Raw genomic sequence first — 18,217 nt, 5'->3', positions numbered from 1 at the left:
AACGCCTCCCGGACGTCGACGACCCTGCTGCGCCAGGTACTCGCCCAGCCCTCGGCCTCGCCGCCGCCGAGGGCGGCGCCGAAGCGCTCCAGGTGCAGGGAGCCCGACAGGCCGGCGATGGCCCAGAGGGTCTCGGCCTCGTCGAGCATGGCGTTCGGGCCGTCGGGCCTGCCGGTTCAGTCCGTACCGCCGAGGCTTCGCGCCGCTGGACGTGATCGTCGTCGGTGTGCTGCTCAGGCGCGGACGATCCGGAACGAGTACTGGGCGGTTCGCACGTGGTCATGCCTGACGATCAGCACGTAGCGGCCGGTGCCGGCGTCGTCGAGCGAGATGGGTTGCGACTCCGGCGCGCAGAACGGTACGGGCGACCTGGCACTGGTGTTGTCCGTGTCGCTCACGTCGCGGATCTCGAAGCTCACATCGCCGCACGACTGCGGCCCGCCGACGAGCTTGACCTGATCGGCACCCGCCGCGTCGAACTCGTAGCGCTCGATGACGCCGGGGACGTCGATGGCACCGGCGCCCGGCGGGGTGCCGCCGCCGATCTGCTGTCCGATCTGAACCTCGTAGGTGCGGACCTTCACGGTGGCGAGCCGGAAGCTGTAGGGCCCGATGACGTCCTGCTCCTGGCCCTCGATCACGATCTTGTGCTGACCGGCTCTGGTCAGCGCCCACGGATACGTCTCGTACTGCAGGAGGATCTTCCCGCCGACGGTGATCGTCTCGCCGCTGGCGTTCACGACATCGATCTGGATGGAGTCGCCGGTCATGTCGGCGGTGTAGAACTCGCGCGCGTCACCGAGATCGAGGGTGAACTCGTCCTTCTGCCCCGCCCGCCGGAGCTCCCCCGACGCGATGTCGCCGTCGGCGAGCGTGCCCCCGGCCGCGACCCGCTTCCCGATGCCCGTCGAGGTTCCGGAGGACGGCGCCGCGGTCTGCCCGGCGTCATTCTCGGTGCTCATCTCGGTGCTGCTGCCTGCGGCCGGGGTTGCGGAGCCGGTCGTGGTGCCGGCGCTGAGGTTCGCGCAGCCCGACAGCACCAGGAGCACGAGGGCAGCGAGGGTGATGATCCGCATGATGGCGAAGTATGGGGTGATCACCCCAGCCCGCCGGCGTCGGCCTCCGACAGCAATCCGTAACAGTTCAGCCCGCCCGCTGCAGGGTGCCCCGGTGCTCCAGTCCACCGGCGTCGTTGGCGACGACGTCCATTGCGCTGCCGGTGAGGGTGAACGTGGCGTCGGCGCCCAGGCAGACGGTGCCGCCCGGCCCGCTGCTCTCCGCGACCGTGACGTCGAGGGAGTCGCTGCGGACCGTCCTGACCGTGAGATCGGCGGTACAACCGAGGTCCGGGACCGACCATGTGCCGCCGCGCTGGTCCGCCGTCAACGTGACCGCAACGGGGTAGCTGCGGGTACTGCCGCCGGAGGGGGTGATCGAGCCGGTCCAGGTGCCGGCGTAGTCCTGCGGCGTCCCGGATCCGGCAGGGTGCGCGTCGGCGGCCGGCAGCGAGCCAGTGGGGGAACCGGTGGGGGAACCGGTGGCGGAACCGGTGGGGGAGGCGCCACGGCCGGACTCCGGCGTGAACGTGGACGCGGCGATGTTCCCGATGACGACCGTCACCACGACGGCCACCGTTGCGAGCACGAGCGCGAGAACCGCGGCGAGCGGTAACCGTCGCCCGGGCCGCGCCGGCGGCTCGGGCGGGCTGTGGTCCAGAAGGGTCCGCACGTGTGGTCGCGCCTGGGGCGGAGCCGGAGCGGGTGGCCGGGGCGGGGTCGGTTGTTGGTACGGATCCTGAGTCAGGTTCCGGGTCGCTTGCCGGGTCGGTTGCTGGGCCGGATCATGGGTCGGGCTGGGGGCCGCGTGCTGGGCCCGAACCGGCGTCGGATGCCGGTCGGGGGCAGGGGGCGGGCCGTCGCCGGGCACCGTCGAGGTGGCCTCGCCCACCGGGCCGAGCGGCCGCGCACCCGCCAGGCGCATCGTGGAGTTCGACGCGGGATCGACGAGTCCGATCAGCAGTTCGCGCGCCTCCGGCCGCAGCGCCGGATCCTTCGCCAGGCAGGCGGCGATCGTCAGGTGCAGCCGCTCGGGCAGGTCGGTGAGGTCGGGCTCCGACTGGATGATCTTGAACATGATCGCCGCCACCGACGTTCCGGAGAACAGCGAGCGCCCGGTTGCGGCGTAGGCGATCGTGACGCCCCACGCGAAGACGTCCGAGGCCGGGCTCGCCGGCTTGCCGTTGAACTGTTCCGGGGCCATGAACGCCGGCGTGCCGACCAGCCCCTGTGTCACCGAGGTGATGTCGAGCTGACGCGCGATGCCGAAGTCCACGACCCGAGGGCCGTCCGGGCCGAGCATCACGTTCGCCGGCTTGAAGTCGCGATGGATCACGCCGGCCGCGTGGATGGCCGCGAGCGCGGAGGCGGTGCCGATGGCCAACCGGTCCAGATCACCGTCGCGCAGCGGGCCGCGCAGCGCCACCCGGTCGTGCAGTGAAGGCCCGTCGACGAACTCGCTCACCACGTACGGATCGGGACCGTCGAGTGACGCGTCGAGCACCCGGGCGGTGCAGAAGGGCGCGACCCGGCGGACGGCCTGCAGCTCCGCGGCCAGCCAGCGGCGCGCGTCCGGGTCCGAGCTGTTGCGCAGCACCTTGATCGCCACCCGCTCGCCACCGGCCGAACGCCCGTCGTAGACGACGCCCTGGCCGCCCTCGCCCAGCCGGCCGACCACGGCGAACTCGCCGAGCTGCCGGGGGTCCCCAGCCTCGAGTGGCGCGACGGCCATCTGCTCCTCCCCCCCGGATCGTGCGGGATCATAGCTGGGTGGTGGGAGCGCCTATCCCGCCGTGAACGTCGGGCACGGCGATGACGATCAGCGCACCATCCACGAAGTGGTGGTGCGGCACCGGTAGCCAGCGGCTGGGGGCGCCCAGTCGCGGCCAGGACGCGCATCCCGGTCACGTGTCGAGCTCGGCCCGTTGGAATGTGGCGGTTGCGGGGCCGCTCACCCGGTGTGGCGGCTGTTGTCCCTGGCGGAGGCGTCCGCTTCGATCAGTTCGAGGAGGCGGCGACGGGCGAGGTACTCGAGGCCGACCGTGCAGGCGGCGGCGGGTGAGCCTTGCAGGTCGTGCAGGCAGTCGAGGACGGCGCGGTTGATGGTGGCCAGGTCGATGTGGGCGCCGTGGTCGGCCACGAGCTTCTCGGTGACGTCGGAGAGGCTGGGGTTCGGCCGTGGGGCTCCGGCGTGACCGCGGTGGAAGATGGTCACAGCGGGTTCTCCTTTGGACGGGGCTGTCCGGTGGCGGGCCGCGGCGGCGCGTGGGATCGCGCGCACCGACGGGTGTTGTGGCGCGGAGTGCCAGGGCGGCGAGTACGGCGTCTGCCGGGCCGGTCACGAGCTGTCGGTCGACCGACCTCGGGCCGGACAGTCGCGCAACCAGGGCAGACCACCCGGAGGTCTTGTCCACTGCAGCTGGACCGGAGCCCAGCCCGACGCTCTCATCGGTTCCAGATCCACCGACCCGGACAGGGTCTGCCGGTCGGGAGGGTCGATCCGCAGCCTCTCGGCGCCCCCGCGCCGGTGCAACTCGCGGGCGTCGCGGACAGGTAGCCGATCAGCAGCAGGTCGTGCTCGAAGTGGCACCAATGCGCGTCCGGCCGGCGAGCCACCGGACTCGTCGCGCCTGGTGTCGGTGTCAGCGGGCATGCTTACCGCCCCGGCCGAGAGGTGGAGCTGAGGGACGAGCGGTAGATCGCGAACAGGTCGGGCAACGTCGCCTCGTCCAGCTCCTCGGCGAGGGGTCGGGTTCGGTTCGGGTTGACACGCAGCCATCCCTGCCGGCCCTCCAGAAGGCGGGCGGCCTCGGCGAGCACGCCGATCACCGCCGGGTCGCAGGGGCCGGCCTCGGCGAGGTCCACGAGCAGGTGTCGGACGCCGGCGACCAGTAGCCCCTCCACCCGCTGCCGCAGCTCAGCTGCGCTGTCGTGGCCCAGCGCGCCGATCGCTTCGAGCACGCCGTGATCCCGGTCCGGTTGAACGGACCTGATCACTGGGGAAGGAGCGGGCGGGTTCGCCAGGGCAATCAGCGGCTCGAGCGAGCTCGTAGTGGTCATTCTCGATGCGCTCCCAAATCCCCTCTTGTTCACGTTCATCGACACGTGGATCGTGGATACAGTAGTCAACAGCCGGCTGGATCAACTTTGCCGACGCAGGCCGAGGTGACATTAGGACGGTCGACAAATCGGCGCAAGCCCCTCACTCCGGCGGAGTCGACCTGCCTATTCCGTCCCCGCTCCGGAGTTCCACAGCTTTGTCCATAACGGGGCGGGGGATGTCGACAATCAACCGTTGTTGATCATTCTCGGGAGCCGGGACGCAGCGAAGTAAGCAGTTGCATACCGTTGTGGAGCCATCGACCACGAGGTGTGATGCGTCGCCGGCCAGCCGGAATCGGCTGCGGTAGCGATCCCGCCGGGCTGGGAGGACTAAATTGTTCGGCGACTTGGGGGCCTGAGCATTGCGCCAGACGGCGGATTGAGTCGATGTCGCTGTTACCGGACGTTTGAGGTTGCGGGGGGTCGTCTGACCGGTAAACGGGAGCCGCTGATCGAGTGTTATGGCCGGATCGCCCTATTCAGAGGTTGATTCGCCGTTTCGGTGGGGAGTTTCTGGGCGACCCCTTGAGTTGATGAGCCAAGGCGGCGGGCTTGGGCGTGCGGGAAGGCGTTTCCTGCGTTTCCTGCTCGGTCGGCCCAGCCCGGACGAGGCCTCGGGTGGTTCTGCGGAGTACCGCGACCCCGAGCCGACGCGCCTTGGTGCGAACGGGTCCTTGCCGGACCAAGATCGCGGGAGAAGGGTGTTTGACGACCGATGGCGTCGTCGGGGCGCCACCCGGATCGGAAGGGGATGGATCGTGTACGCGCGCTCCACCACGGTCGTCGCGAAATCGGAGTTGATCGACGCGGGCATCGCGCATATTCGCGACGAGGTCATGCCGACGCTGCTGGGGATAGACGGGTGTATCGGCCTGTCCATGCTGGTAGATCGCTCGTCGGGTCGGTGCATCGTCACGAGCGCGTGGGAGACCGAGGAAGCCATGCGCGCCAGCGAAGAGCAGTTGCGGCCCGTCCGCGACCACGCCGCCGAGATTCTCGGCGGTCGGACGCAGGTCGACGAGTGGGAGATCGAGATTGCCGTGTTGCACCGCGACCACACCACGCAGCCGGGCGCGTGCGTCCGCGCTATCTGGGTGCAGATGGACGCCCGGCAGGCCAAGCGCGTCGTCGACGTCTACAAGTCGGTACTACTGCCGGAGATCCAGGAGTTCGACGGGTTCTGCAGCGCCAGCCTCATGGTCGACCGGACATCCGGGTATGCCGTCTCGTCGGTGACCTTCGACAGCCGCGAGGCCATGTTGCGCACCCGCAATCTGGCGGCTGTGGTGCGGGAGCGGGGCGCCAGGGAAGCCAGCGGCGAGGTCGTCGAGGTCGGCGAGTTCGAACTGGCGCTCGCCCACCTGCGGGTGCCCGAGATGGCCTGACGGCGCGCGGCTCACGACTCAGCCGCTCCCGGGCGGAGAGCCCACGGCAAGGATCGAAGCGGTGAAGCCGTGCACATGATTGCGACCGGCAACTGGTCCGATCTCACCCGCGGCGAAGAAGCCGGTGACCGCGTCCAGGCCTAGCGTCTGTCGGACCGCAACGACGTCGTGATCGGCGCTGGGAAACATCGCCCGACCGCGCCCGTTGCAGGAGAACAGCAGCGCCCCCTTGCTGCCGCCGCTCTCCCCGAGCTTCGCCAGCAGCTCGCTGAGGTCCTCATCGGCGGCAGCGGCATCACGAACCTGGAACCGCACGGTCGTACCGACGTCCACGGTGTCGCCGACGACAACAGCACCGGTTCGTTCGTCGGCTCCCAGGATCCCGCGGATAAGAAAATCACCCCGTTCGTGGGTCTCGGCGTATTCGTTCATCGCGACCCCGAGGTGCAGCCCACGAAGCGCCAAGGCGTGCTGCTCAGGCGGCAGCGCGGCGACGATCTGCGCCAGCTTGCGGTACGCCGGCATTCCGGCCAGTTCGACCAGCACGTTCTCCTCGGCCTTGGTCACCGTCATCGGCGGCCCGATTGGCCGGCAACCTTGGCTCACTGCGATGTGAGCCGCGATCGGGCCGCTCAGCAGCACGCCGACAGCACCGTCGAGCACGGCATCGTCGAGAAAAAGCTTCGTCGAGCCTGGACCTAGCGGCCCACTCGCGAGCCCGCCGACGAGCGGCAGGCCCGGCCGGCTGTCGTTGTAGTGCTCCACGAAGGGGACGACCGGAAATCCGTACGGGTCGGTCAGCAGCACCCCGACCTCGTCCTCGGGGGCGCCCGGTGGTAGCCCGCTGACCAGCAGCGCGTCGCCGACCCGGTGCACGCCGAGATGAATCGGTCGCACTTCCACCCCGGGAAGCACAGCAGCCCACACCGCGACCGCGTCGACGTGCTCCACGCCGCGGCCGGCGCCGATGACGCCGCCCGCGCTGCATCCAATCGTCGTGCCGGCATCCGCGATCTTCACAGCGGTCGCCCCCGCGTCCGCGATCGTTTCCGGGTTGCTACCGCAGACGAACACACACAGCAAGTCAGGCCGCCGCCCGCCGAGGCGCTCGAGCGCCTGACCCACCGCCGACTCGGCCGCCGCCACCAAATCGGTGCCGGTCGCCAGGCCGTCTCCGATATCGGCCATCCGCGGGTCACCTCCCAGCCTCGGCTTCCATTGTGCGACCTACCGCACCGGGTCGCTCGTCCGAACGCGGTCCGCCGGTGACCAGTCGACGACCGAGATGCACGCCGGGGCTCAGTTCGAGCGGCGGACGGCGGCGCACGCGCCCGCGCGGCTCGACCGCGCCGCCTACCTCGCTCGGCGAACACCACTACATGATGTCCATTACCTCCTCCGGCGCGGGAACCGTGTGGGAGTGGGTGGAGCGGTGGCTGCAGACCGAACACCCCGAATGGCGGGTCCACGTCACCCCGGTCACCACCGCCTACGCCAGCATCAACATCGCCGGGCCGCGCTCACGCGCGCTTCTCGGCCGGCTCACCGAGGGCGTCGACCTGATCCCGAGGCGTTCGGCTACATGCACGTGCGAACCGGAACCGTCGCCGGCGTCGAGGACTGCGTGCTGTGGCGCATCGGATTCACCGGCGAGCTCCGATCTTCTTACAGTCCCACCTGCGCCGGCTGCTGGCGTTCAATTGCGGTATGCGGTCAGGACCCGTATGGCGCGGAGGGTCTCGATGGCCCGGAAGGCCAGGGTGGAGGCGGTGCTCGGTGGCTGCCAGGTGATGGCCCAGCCGCCGTCCGGCTGCTGGTCGCGGCGGAGCCGCTCGAGGTGGCCTTCGATCAGGTCGTCGGTGAACAGCCGACGCCAGGGGCTGTCCGGAGTGGGGGCGAGGTGCAGAGGGGTTATGCCGTAGGCGGGATCGGTGGGATCGGCCCGGTAGTGGGACAACCTGGGCAACAACTCGCCGACCCGGACCGCCAGCGCTTCGGCCCGGGCGCGATCAGGGACGTGCTCGAGAAAGATCAGCACCTCGAACAGGGCGTGGGCCTCCGCGGGCCAGTCGGCCTCCAGTGCCGACCAGCACCATGCGGTGGCGGTGGTCAGCCAGGGGTGATCGACGCCCAGCCGATGCAGCCGACCAGCCAGCCCGGCTGTCGGATTGAGCCCTGGTGTGTAGGTCCACTCGCTCCAGTGCTCGGCCCTGGGATATTGCTCCATGATCGGAAAGGACAGGGCGACCGCCCCGTCCGGGGCGGCGACCGACTGCAGCCAGTCGCATGCCTGCTGGACCATCTGCTCGTCGGTAGTGCCGGCGTCAACCAAAGCCTGGCAGGCGACCTCCACGTCGATGGGCAGGCTCGCGGGGCAGAGTTTGTCGGGCTCCAGGGCGTGCGCGAAACCACCGTCGGGGTTCTGATAGCCGCGCAATGCGTCTATCACACCGGTGGGGGCAGCGCCCTCGAACAGGGTGGCGAACAGCCGCCGTTCCAAAAGCCGCCCCTCGCGCCGGATGGATTCGCTGGCGGAGATGAAGGTCGCGTCGGTCACGGCGCCATTGATAGCGGAGGTCACCCGCCCTGGGGCTAGAACAAACCGGACAGTGGCGCCCTCCAAGGCGGCGGCGCTCCCGGGTCGTCTACCTGTCGGTTCACCGCGGCCGGCCAGGGCACTGAACTGGACCAGCACGTCCCGAAGCTGTGGGATCGACAGGGGCTGCGGGCGGCTCTGGAAACCGGCGCGCTCGCCCGCATCACCCCGGACCCTCCACAGGGCCGGCGCGGCCGGCCGCCTCTCCGGGGTGGTTGACAGCGTGCACTGGTGCGGCTGCACTAGGCGGGTGGGCCCTGCGACCCCGCAGCCGACGTTGCCCGACCCCTCGGTGCCGAAGATGGCGGAGGGCGGTTCGGGCGAGCCGGGTCTGGACGTCACCCCGCTTGTCCCGGCTGGACTCGGCGCCCGTCTGGGCGTGCCGGTGGCCGGCCTGCTCAGCCGCGAACCGCTGGTGGTGGCCGCCACCGCGACAGCAGCCGAGGTGGCCCTGGCGATGCGCGAGGACAGGCAGAGTGCCGCGATCGTCGGCACGGACCCGCCGGGCATCGTCACCGCCGGCGACCTACAGGCCCGGGTGCTGGCCGAGGGCCGCCCGCCGCACACCCCGGTGCGCCAGGTGATGACCAGGCCGGTGCACACCGTGCCGGCCGAGGCGCCACTGGCCATCGCGGTGCTGCTGATGCTCGACGAGGGCGTGGAGCACGTGCCGGTGGTGCGGGCCGGGCGGATCGTCGGGGTGATCACCGAGGACGACGTGGTGCGCCGACAGGTCCCGAGCCCGCTGCTGGTGGTCGGCCGGGTTCGGCGGATCGCCACCCGCGCCGACGCTGCCGGGTACGGTGCCGACCTCGCGGCGGCCGCTGGCGCACTGCTCGCCGACAGCGTCGACCCGCTGCGCATCACGGCCGTGGTCGCGAGCCTCAACGACGCGTTGACTGTGCGCCTGCTGGCGCTCGCCGAGGCCGAGCTTGGCCCGCCGCCGTGCCGTTACGCCTGGCTCGCGATGGGCTCGCAGGGCCGGATGGAGCAGTTGCTGGCCGCCGACCAGGACACCGCGCTCGCCTACGCCGACGGCACCGGCGACGGCGCGGACCCTGAGCACGCGGCCGGGCCGGACGTCGCGGCGTACTACGCTGCGCTCGCCGCGCAGGTCACCGATGGGCTGGCCGGCGCCGGCCTGCCGCGGTGCAGACGCGGGTTCATGGCGACCAGCTGGAGCTACCCGCTGGCCCGTTGGCGGGCCATCTTCCAGCGTTGGCGTGACGAGCCGGACGCCCGGGCGTTGCTCGACGCGCAAGTCTTCCTCGACTTCCGCCGCGTGGGCGGCGAGCTGGCGATCGACGTGCTCAATCGGCCGTTGGTGGCCGCGCGTACCCGGCCAGGGTTCCTCGCCGCCGTGGCTGACGCCGCCCAGTCGTTCAACCCGCGGCTGGGTCCGTTCGGACGCATCCGCACCGACCGGGACGGAACCGTCGACCTCAAGCTGCGCGGCACCGTGCCGGCCGTGCTGCTCGGCCGGCTCTACGGGCTGGCCGCCGGCACGACGGCTCGCGGCACTGCACAGCGGCTGGATGCGGCGGAGGCGGACGGGTTGCTCAGCGCCGACGCCAGGGAGTCGTTGCTCGACGCCTACCGGGTGCTGCTCCGGATCCGGCTGGCCCGCCAGCTGGCCGACCTCGCCGCCGGCCGGCCGATGGCGCTCACGGTGCCGCTCACGGAGCTGTCCTCGGTGGCCCTGCGGCAGCTGCGGGCGGCGTTGGCCGAGCTGCGGACTCGGCAGCGGGCCAGCGCGCTGAGCCACCCGAGCGCGCGATGAGCGAGCCTGCGAGCGAATCATCGACACAGCGACGCACTTCGGATAAAGCAGCGGCGTCGACCCCGGGACTACCGCGTGCGAGCGGTGTCGGCTGATTCGGCCCGGACTTCCGTAGGTGCCGGCTGGTAGTCGCCTATGGTGCGGTTGGCGAAGAACATCTTCGCGGTCACGTAGTAGAGGGCGCCCGCGACGATCATGGATGGCAGCGTGGCGGAGATGTACTCGAACAGGGCCTCGCCGGCGGGGAAGGTCAGCGCCGGCAACCCGCTGAGCCATCCGCCGAGGAACAGCCAGACCACCATGCCCACGACCATGCACGCGAGGGCGAGCAGGTTGACCCCGCCGGTGAAGCGGTATTTGCCCTTCGGCTCGTAGCAGGCCCGCACGTCGATCCGCTGCTTGCGGAGGAAGAAGTAGTCCGTGAGGGCGATCCCCCAATAGGGGCCGGCGAGCAGTCCGACGAAGATGAGCAGCAGGTTGAAGATCTGCTGCAGCGAGGTCACGTACACGAAGATGGCCGACGGTATTGTCACCAGCAGGCACACCCAGCGGTAGTTCCAGTTCGGGAGGACGCTGAGGATCCCCATCGAGCCCGAGCCGAGCAGGTGGGTGACCGCCGTGATGGTTCCCAGCGCGATGATCCCGAGCGCGACCAGCCCCATGTCGAGTTGGCTCGACCACTGCGCGGGGTCGATCTGCCCGGTGGCGAGGGTGGCCATGCCGCCAACCGCGGCGAACAGGATGCCCGTGGACGCGAGCCCGAGGTAGGTGCCCCAGAAGCCGATCCGTTCCGTGCTGGCAAACCGGTTCCAGGAGCCGAGGTAGGGGAACCACGAGATGGTGAACGCGAAGATGATTTCGAATGCGCCCATCCAGGACACTGAACCGTCGCCAGGCTGGGTCACGACCCTGGTCCAGAACCCGCCCGCGACCACCCGGACAAGGATGTAGACGACGAACGCCAGCAGGATCGGCACGGTGATCTTCGACAGGTGGAACGCGGCCTTCTGGCTGAACATGATGATGATCAGCGGCAGCACGATGCCAACGCCAAGGGCGTAGAGGGTGTAGTCGCCGGCGAAGCCACTTCCGACGTCCTGGACGACGAGCTTCATCGCAGACCCAGCAAGCGAGGCCAGGATTCCCACCCAGCCGAAGTTCACGCCGACCAGGATGACGACGCCGTAGATCGAGCCGTGGTAACCGAACGTAGGGCGGAGCGACACCATCTCGTCGATGCCATACCGGGCGCTGCGCTGGGAATCCCACGAGCAGAACGCCAGCCCGAGCAAGAAACCGGTAATGCTGATCACCAGCATCGGCCAGAACCCGAGCCCGAGCGCGTACGAACTGCCCGATATGAAGTTGGTCAGCAGCACGTTACCGCCGGCCCAGAGCCAGAAGATGGACACGAAGCCCGCGTGTCTGTCGTTGCGGGCGAGCGGCAAGATGGTCTCGCCGTGGGTCATGGAGATCGCCCCTGAGTGGTTTATCGCTGTATGTACCAAAGGGTGGCGGCCGCAAAGGGCACTATCGCGGCGAGCAGGAGCCAGAGCTGATCCTTCGCGGTGACATCATGCGAGTCGTCGGTCTCCGCCAACGCCTGTGCGAGCTCAGACTCGGTCTGTTCGGTCATCGTGGGATTCCTCCGGCTCAGCCGAGCTTGGCGAAGACCTCGTCCAGGGTGTCGGCCTTGAACTGAAGCTGGTCTGGGGCATTGGACCGCCACGACCGGTGCGGTTGCCCGCGCAACTTCTTGATCATCTCGGCCGCGTCGACGATCTCGATGTCATACACCCAGTTGGCCATCATGAGAATCGCGGCCTGATGGGAGCCACTGTTGGTGGCCGCGCAGATGTCCTTGACGAGGTTGACCTGGTAGTCGCGCGCGTAGGCGTCGAACACGGTCGTCATCAGGCACCCGTCGGTGACGAAACCGCCGATGATCAGGTGTTTCACTCCCAGGCTTCGCAGCATCAGGTCCAGCGCCGTCTCGTGGAATCCGCTCCATCGGTGCTTTTCGACGACAATGTCCTCAGGGTGGGGCGCCAGCTCGCCGATCACGTTCACGGCGTCAGAGTCCGACCGGTAGTAGATGGGCCTGCCCGCGTCGTCCAGCACCTCGTTGTTGGGTAGTCCGATCGCGTCGACCCGGCTCACGTGCCGCGTGTAGAGGATGGGTACAGCGAGTTGCCGACAGGCTTCGATGAGCGGGACCGTGGCGGCAACCGCCTCGTCCACGTTCTCGATGCCGTACTTGCTCTCCTGCTGCATATCGATGAGGACTAGCGCGGTTTTCCGCAGGTCCATAAAGCTCCCTGTCCGGTGGGATTCGACGGCGGGAAGGAACGTAGCCTCCTGGGATCGGTCACGCATCTCGTGCGACAGGTCGCAGGCGTGTCAGGTGCCTCACAGGATCACCGCGGTACCGTAGCACTGACAGTGTCGGCATACCGACAGTCATGCGAGCCCGGAACGGTGCAAACTGGACGAACCAGGGCGCGGCGCGACAGTACGGACGCAATATTCCCGCGCGGGAAGTACACATTATGTCCATTTTCAATACTTGGCGAATCAAATTATTGCGCGGGTGTCCTCCTGGGCCGGGGCGGGCAGCGCGCGGGTGCTGTCCGAAAGGACGCCGGAACAGGGGGCTGTGGCGTGGTTCAGCCAACCGAAGTCGACGCGTACCTCAACCCACCCTCGTCGGTGACCGGCCCGTCACCCGCACTCGACCACACCACGGCTTCTCGCTGACCTACTACCTCGCCGGCCGGAGTGACCGTCTCCTCGACCTCCCGCCCTCAGCGCACCGGGTGCGGGCAGCAGCGTCAGCGGAGACAACGAGCGGTGGCCGCAGGGCACATCCTGAACCCTGTCGCGGTCAGGCCAGGTTTGCGCGGCCGAGCCGCCAGTAGCCCATGAAGGCCACCGCCCGCCGGTCCAGGCCGCGCTCGGCGACGAGGTGGCGGCGCAGGGTACGGATCACCCCCGCCTCGCCGGCGAGCCACGCGTACAGCGGCACCGAAGGCACCTCGTCGGGAACCTCCCAGAGGATCTCCGGGTCGACGTCCACGTCGACGACCGGCTGGCCGGTCGAGGGCGCGCAGCCGGAGAGCAGCTCCCCTGCCGCCGCGGACACGGCTGGGACGAGCCGGCTGCCGTGCCCGCCGGTGCCGCGCGACAGCCAGTCGATCTCGACGCCGGGCGGTGCGGCCACCGGCAGTGCGTCCTCCGCGATGGGTACCTCCAGCAGCACCCGGCCGCGCGCGTCGAGCGGGAGGCGCTCCAGGATGCCGCAGATCGCGGGCACGGCCGTCTCGTCCCCGGCCAGCAGCAGGCTCCCGGTCGCCGGCGGTCGGAACTCGACACCGCCGTGGCCGCTGCCGTAGCGGGCGTCCGGACCGACGATGGCGGCCTCGTCGCCGGACTGGGCCCGCCGCGCCCAGCGGGTGGCCGGACCGCCGTCGCCGTGCAGGACGAGGTCGATGTCCACCTCGGACAGGTGCGGCCGGACCGCGCGCACGGTGTAGGTGCGCACCGGGTTGCGCCGATGCTCGGGCAGGGCCCGCCACCGCGCGTACCAGTCGGCGCCGCCGGGCAGGTCCACCCCACGCTCCCCGGGCAGCGGCAACGCCAGCTTGATCCGCTGGTCGTAACCGTTGTCGGCGAACAGGTGCAGGTCGGGCCCGGTGAAGGTGACCCGGACGAAGGACGGGGTGAGCCGGCGTACCTCGCGGACCTCGACGGCGAACAACCGCCACGGCGCGATGGGCAGGGACTCGGTCATGGTGCCTCTCGGTCGCTCGGCGGGTGGAGTTATCGGGAGTTCGTCACGACGGCGCGCGATCGCCACAGCAGCCAGACGAAGTACGGGGTGCCGATCATGGCGGTGACCAGCCCGGCGGGGACCTGCGCGGGAGCGATGACGGTGCGGCCGACGGTGTCGGCGATGCTGACCAGCGCCGCCCCGAGTAGCGCGGCCACCGGCAGCACCCGGCTGTGCCGGCCGCCGACCAGCGCCCGGGCCGCGTGCGGGGCGACCAGACCGACGAAACCGATCACGCCGACGGCGGAGACCGCGGTGGAGGTGAGCAGCGCCGCCGCGCCCAGCGCGACCAGCCGGGTGCGTTCCAGCCGCACGCCGAGAACCCGTGGGGTGTCGTCGTCGAGGGCGAGCAGATCCAGCTCCCGCCGGGCCGCCACCACGGCCGGGGTGAGCACCAGCAGGGCGAACGCGACGGGCAGCATCTGCATCGCCGTACGGCCGTAGGTTGAGCCGGAGAGCCAGGTCAGCGCCTTGCCGGTGTTCCACGGGTCGAAAGCGACGATCAGGAACGTGATCACCGCCATCCCGCCCTGCCAGGCCCCGAAGCCGTTCAGGACGAGCCGGTCGGAGCTCAACCCGCCGCGCCGGGCGACGCCGTAGACGAGGACGAACGCCAGCATCGCGCCGACACCGGCGACCCCGGACACCGCCCACACACCGGCCAGCGGCACGAAGGTGAGCAGCGACACCGCGCCCAGCCCGGCGCCCGCGGTGATGCCGAGGATGCCGGGTTCGGCGAGCGGATTGCGACAGACCGCCTGGACGGTGGTGCCGGCGACCGCCAAGGCCGCGCCGGCCAGCACCGCCGCGGCGGCCCGCGGCCACCGCTGGTCCAGCACGAAGGTGTACGCGGGCCCGGTGCGTCCTTGCAGCCAGTTGACGATGTCACCGAGGAGTACCCAGGTGTCACCGGCGAGCATGCCGAGAACGACCGCTGCGACGATGACCAGGGCGCAGCACACGACCACGACGCGGTGGAACGTCGATGTGCGGACGGCCGCGTGGCCGCCGGGCGGGCGGCGGGTGGGGCCGGCGTCGCGGTGTCGCCGGGCCAGCCAGATCAGGATCGCCGCGCCGAGCAGCGTGGTGACCACGCCGGTCGGCACGTCCACCCCGGCCTGGCCGCCCATAACGGCGCGCAGCAGCACGTCGGAGCCGAGCACGATGACGGCTCCGGCGATACCGGAGAGCGGCAGCAGAGTCCGGTGCCGATGCACCCCGGGCACCACGGAGGCCAGCAGGCGGACGATCACCGGCGCGCAGAGCCCGACGAAGCCGACCGGGCCGGTGAGGGTGACCGCGGCGGCGGAGAGCAGCACGGCCAGCACGGTGACGATCAGCCGGGTACGCCGCACGTCGAGGCCGAGCACGGTGGCGGTGTCGTCGCCGAGGGCGAGGATGTCCAGCCGGTGCCCGAGCAGCATCAGCGTGCCGAGAGCGACGCCGATCGCCGGGGCGAGCTGGGCCAGCGCCTGCAGGTCGCTCTGCACCAGCGAGCCGTTGCCCCAGGCGAACAGGCCGATGGTGGCCTGCTCGAAGAGGAGCAGCAGCAGGGTGGTCACCGAGCTGAGCGCCAACGCGGTGGCCGAGCCGGCCAGGATGAGCCGGGTGGCCCCGGACTGCCCGCCCGCCGAAAGGGCCATCACCAGACCCGCGGCGGCGAGTCCGCTGCAGAAGGCAAGACCGCCGGCCGGCAGAGCGGGCAGCGACAGCCCGAACGCGGCGGCGGCGACGATGGACAGATGCGCGCCCGCGTTGACCGCAAGGGTGTCCGGGGAGGCGAGCGGGTTGCGGGCGATCGACTGCAGCGCGGCGCCGGCGAAACCCAGCGCGACGCCGATGGCCAGCCCGGCGAGCAGCCGGGGCACCCGGGATGCGACCAGTACCCGGGCCGCCTCATCGTCCGTACCGACGATCAGCCGCAGCAGGTCCAGGGCACCGACGGACGAGGTGCCCTGGGCGAGGTGCGCGGCCGCCACCGCGAGCAGTACGACGGTGGCCGCGGCGAAGACCCCGACGGTCCGCGGGGCGGAGAGCGGCCCGGCGGCCGGGGCCGGCGGGGTGGCCGGTTCCGGGCGCGCGGGTGCGTTCGGCGGACTCACGCCGTGTAGGTCTTCACGAACTGGTCGATGTACTGCTTGCCGGAGAGCGGGCCGCCGAAGGTCCAGATCCCGTCGGGCATCCGGTGCAGGTTGCCCTGCTGCACGAAGGGCAGCGACTCCCAGATGGCGTTGCCGGCGAGACCGTCGGCGAACACGTCGGTGCCGTCCGAGGCGTTGTAGAACAAGTGCAGGTCGGGCTCCTTGAACGCGCTCATGCCCTCGACGTCGGTCTGGCCAAGACCCCACACATCGTCGGTCGCGCCGGTCCATGCGTTGGTCAGGCCGAGCTGGATGCCGATCTGGGAGACGAGCGCGCCCTGGCCGAACATGCGGATGCTGACGGTGCTGCCTTCCTTCGATCCGTCGGCGATGGCGAAGGGCTTGCCGGCCGCGCCGGCGATGGCGATCGCCTTCCTGCCGTCGGCGATCGCCGCGTCGAAGTCGGCGAGCAGCTTCTCGGCCTCCGTGGTCCTGCCGACCGCCTCGGCGATCATGTAGAGGTCGGAGCGCATCCGGCCGAGGTTGTCCGAGGCGTCACTGCCCTTGGTGACCAGCACCGGGACGTACTCCTCCAGCTGGCTGACCATGTTGGCGCCCCGGTCGTCCTCCATCACCACGAGGTCGGGCTGGAGCGCGACGATCGAGTCGACGCTCGGCTCGGAGCGGGTGCCGACGTCCTCGACGTTCGGGTCGAGCTTGGCGGCGCTCACCCAGGTCGCGTATCCCTCAGGGTCGGCGACGCCGACGGGCATGACGCCGAGGCTGACGGTGACCTCCATGGCCCGCGCGACCGCGGCCGGACCGTCGGGGTCGGCGGTGCGCCAGCGCCCCCGGTAGGGGTGCCGGCCGTAGCCGACCACGTCGCGGACGGTGACCCCGCTGGGCACCGGCCGGCTCTGGGCGAGCAGGGTGACCCGGCGGGCGAAGTCCTTGACCGGCAGATCGGCGGCGGCGGTGCCGTCGGCGAACAGCACCGTGCCACTGTCGATCGGGTGCAGCCGGGCCAGGGCCCGCAGCAGGGTGGACTTGCCGCTGCCGTTCGGGCCTACCAGGGCGGTCACGGTTCCGGGCCGCAGGGAGATACCCGCACCGTGCACCACCGGCGTGCCGTGGTAGCCCAGGTCGAGGTCGACTCCCCGCAGGCTCTGCTCGGCGCCGGCCGACGTCGGCGTGATCGACATGTGGTTAGGCTAACCTATGTGTAGCGGCCCGCGGAACTGCAGCGGCAACTCGGTCAGGCCGCAGCTCCCTCACCCCACGACGCGGCCGGACCGGGCGCTTCGGCCGCGCCGCCCGGCCTCGCGGCGAGGCTCGGGTGGCGAGCCGAGTTCACGACCATCCGGTTCGTCCTCTACACCTCCGGCGCCCTCGGCAAGATCGGCTATTCGCGGAATCTGATCTCGCGCGGGACCTGCGCGCCTACTCGCTGCGCCGAGCGGATCGAGCTGTCGCGTTCGTCGCCGGAAACGACTGTCGGTAAAGGACTGTCGGTAAAGGACTGTGAACGGGCGGCGGGTTTCTGTTCGAGGCCTTGATCGGAGAGTCGGCGCAAAAACGGGCGTACCCGACACGGAAACGCGCCGAGCTCCCGATCATGGCACCCGACCCCTTGCCGGCTCGCCGATCAACATCCCTGGCGCTCGGCGCCGTCGGCGGACGGACCGGCGTTCGGACCTGTCGCCGTCAGGCCACTCGGACGAACGAGAATACGATCTTTGCGCTAGTAAGGAGCAGTTCGCGCCGTGTTGTAGGTTGCCTGGGATTTGATGCCCTCACTGATCAATTGGAGATCAGTGATGAACCGCCCTTATGGGACTGGGCTGGGGCAGTCCGGGTCGACGATGACCCACGGCGCTCGGTGCATCGTCGTCCGAAGGGATCCCGCAAAGTCATGACAGAAGTCGTTCCGGGCCGACAGACCCCGCTCGAGCGGCGTCGAGCGGCGATGTCCCGCGTCTCCGCTGTGGACGAGTCGATGCGGGGGTTACTCGAGGGACTGACCGCGCAGGAGCGCAGCGCGGTCGACCCCGATGGCCTCTTGCGCGCCGCGGCGCGGGCGCTGCTCGGCGTGGCGCAGCGCTTCAAAGGCCGCGAGCTCATGGTGTCCGTCGGCCCGGAGTACCGGGTCGCGGTGAAAATTCGCGACGAGGGCGCAGGCCCGCAGGTGGAACTGGTCCCCGATCCCACCAACGGTGTCGTGCCGAGGCCCTCGGTGTCCGAACCCGAGCCAGCGGTTCGGGCTGAGCCTGCAGGCCCAGGACCGCGACCGGAGGTCGCCACTGAGCTCGCCGACCTGCTGCGGAAGCGCGAGGTGGCTGAGTGGTGAGCCGCCAGGATGAGCACAGGAGCGCCGACCGACCTGACCCAC

Annotated in this window: 15 protein-coding genes and 1 pseudogene; 4 read left to right on the top strand and 12 right to left on the bottom strand. The window is 70.2% G+C overall.

Annotated elements, in window-relative coordinates; translation table 11 throughout:
* Positions 1–233: 233 nt before the first annotated feature.
* The 4 genes from ABD143_RS17155 to ABD143_RS17140 form a co-directional block, all read right to left on the bottom strand.
* Positions 234–1,076 (bottom strand): hypothetical protein, encoded by an 843-nt coding sequence (locus ABD143_RS17155; RefSeq protein WP_343978786.1) that lies wholly within the window; start codon positions 1,074–1,076, stop codon positions 234–236.
* 67 nt (positions 1,077–1,143) lie between these two features.
* A complete protein-coding gene (locus ABD143_RS17150; protein WP_343978783.1) occupies positions 1,144–2,787 on the bottom strand; it encodes a serine/threonine-protein kinase in 1,644 nt (547 codons plus the stop codon).
* A gap of 219 nt (positions 2,788–3,006) precedes the next feature.
* Entirely contained in the window at positions 3,007–3,270 is a 264-nt protein-coding gene (locus ABD143_RS17145) for a hypothetical protein (RefSeq protein WP_343978780.1), read from the bottom strand.
* A 440-nt stretch (positions 3,271–3,710) separates the two neighbouring features.
* Positions 3,711–4,016: an STAS domain-containing protein gene (locus ABD143_RS17140; protein WP_343978777.1), complete on the bottom strand. Its 306-nt coding sequence runs from the start codon at positions 4,014–4,016 to the stop codon at positions 3,711–3,713.
* Positions 4,017–4,690: 674 nt separating this feature from the next.
* On the opposite strand from ABD143_RS17140, the gene ABD143_RS17135 reads away from it, so the two are divergent.
* A complete protein-coding gene (locus ABD143_RS17135; RefSeq protein ID WP_343978773.1) occupies positions 4,691–5,542 on the top strand; it encodes a hypothetical protein in 852 nt (283 codons plus the stop codon).
* Positions 5,543–5,560: 18 nt separating this feature from the next.
* On the opposite strand, the gene ABD143_RS17130 is transcribed toward ABD143_RS17135, so the two are convergent.
* Positions 5,561–6,688 carry an FIST signal transduction protein gene (locus ABD143_RS17130; RefSeq protein ID WP_343978771.1) on the bottom strand — a complete coding sequence of 376 codons (1,128 nt, stop codon included), beginning with the start codon at positions 6,686–6,688 and terminating at the stop codon, positions 5,561–5,563.
* Between the two features lie 233 nt (positions 6,689–6,921).
* Between ABD143_RS17130 and ABD143_RS17125 the strand changes: the two are divergent.
* A pseudogene (locus tag ABD143_RS17125) lies at positions 6,922–7,044 on the top strand (hypothetical protein); the annotation flags it as partial.
* A gap of 194 nt (positions 7,045–7,238) precedes the next feature.
* Here the strand turns inward: ABD143_RS17125 and ABD143_RS17120 are convergent.
* Entirely contained in the window at positions 7,239–8,099 is an 861-nt protein-coding gene (locus ABD143_RS17120) for a hypothetical protein (RefSeq protein WP_343978768.1), read from the bottom strand.
* A gap of 289 nt (positions 8,100–8,388) precedes the next feature.
* Here ABD143_RS17120 and ABD143_RS17115 point away from each other — a divergent pair, with 289 nt between their 5' ends.
* A complete protein-coding gene (locus tag ABD143_RS17115; RefSeq protein ID WP_343978766.1) occupies positions 8,389–9,918 on the top strand; it encodes a DUF294 nucleotidyltransferase-like domain-containing protein in 1,530 nt (509 codons plus the stop codon).
* Between the two features lie 68 nt (positions 9,919–9,986).
* On the opposite strand, the gene ABD143_RS17110 is transcribed toward ABD143_RS17115, so the two are convergent.
* The 6 genes from ABD143_RS17110 to ABD143_RS17085 all read right to left on the bottom strand — a co-directional run bounded on the left by ABD143_RS17110 (position 9,987) and on the right by ABD143_RS17085 (position 17,030).
* On the bottom strand, positions 9,987–11,387 hold the full coding sequence (locus tag ABD143_RS17110) for a purine-cytosine permease family protein (protein WP_343978763.1): 1,401 nt from the start codon (positions 11,385–11,387) through the stop codon (positions 9,987–9,989).
* 20 nt (positions 11,388–11,407) lie between these two features.
* Positions 11,408–11,554, bottom strand: coding sequence for a hypothetical protein (locus ABD143_RS17105; RefSeq protein WP_343978760.1), 147 nt, complete (start codon positions 11,552–11,554; stop codon positions 11,408–11,410).
* 17 nt (positions 11,555–11,571) lie between these two features.
* Positions 11,572–12,228, bottom strand: a complete 657-nt coding sequence (locus ABD143_RS17100) for a cysteine hydrolase family protein (RefSeq protein ID WP_343979110.1) — start codon at positions 12,226–12,228, stop codon at positions 11,572–11,574.
* Positions 12,229–12,802: 574 nt separating this feature from the next.
* The gene (locus ABD143_RS17095) at positions 12,803–13,708 is read right to left on the bottom strand and encodes a siderophore-interacting protein (protein WP_343978757.1); all 906 of its coding nucleotides are present in this window, start codon (positions 13,706–13,708) and stop codon (positions 12,803–12,805) included.
* 29 nt (positions 13,709–13,737) lie between these two features.
* A complete protein-coding gene (locus ABD143_RS17090) occupies positions 13,738–15,849 on the bottom strand; it encodes an iron ABC transporter permease (protein ID WP_343978754.1) in 2,112 nt (703 codons plus the stop codon).
* Positions 15,846–17,030, bottom strand: a complete 1,185-nt coding sequence (locus ABD143_RS17085) for an ABC transporter substrate-binding protein (protein WP_343978751.1) — start codon at positions 17,028–17,030, stop codon at positions 15,846–15,848. Before ABD143_RS17085 ends, ABD143_RS17090 begins: the two co-directional genes overlap by 4 nt.
* 710 nt (positions 17,031–17,740) lie before the next feature.
* Between ABD143_RS17085 and ABD143_RS17080 the strand changes: the two genes are divergently transcribed.
* A complete protein-coding gene (locus ABD143_RS17080; protein ID WP_343978748.1) occupies positions 17,741–18,175 on the top strand; it encodes a hypothetical protein in 435 nt (144 codons plus the stop codon).
* Positions 18,176–18,217: the final 42 nt, after the last annotated feature.

Origin of the sequence: Pseudonocardia aurantiaca, from assembly GCF_039526725.1 — a bacterium.
In the GTDB taxonomy this organism is placed as follows: Bacteria; Actinomycetota; Actinomycetes; order Mycobacteriales; family Pseudonocardiaceae; genus Pseudonocardia; species Pseudonocardia aurantiaca.
The sequence above is the reverse complement of the archived record's forward strand: the minus strand, read 5'-3'. Positions and strand labels throughout refer to the sequence as shown.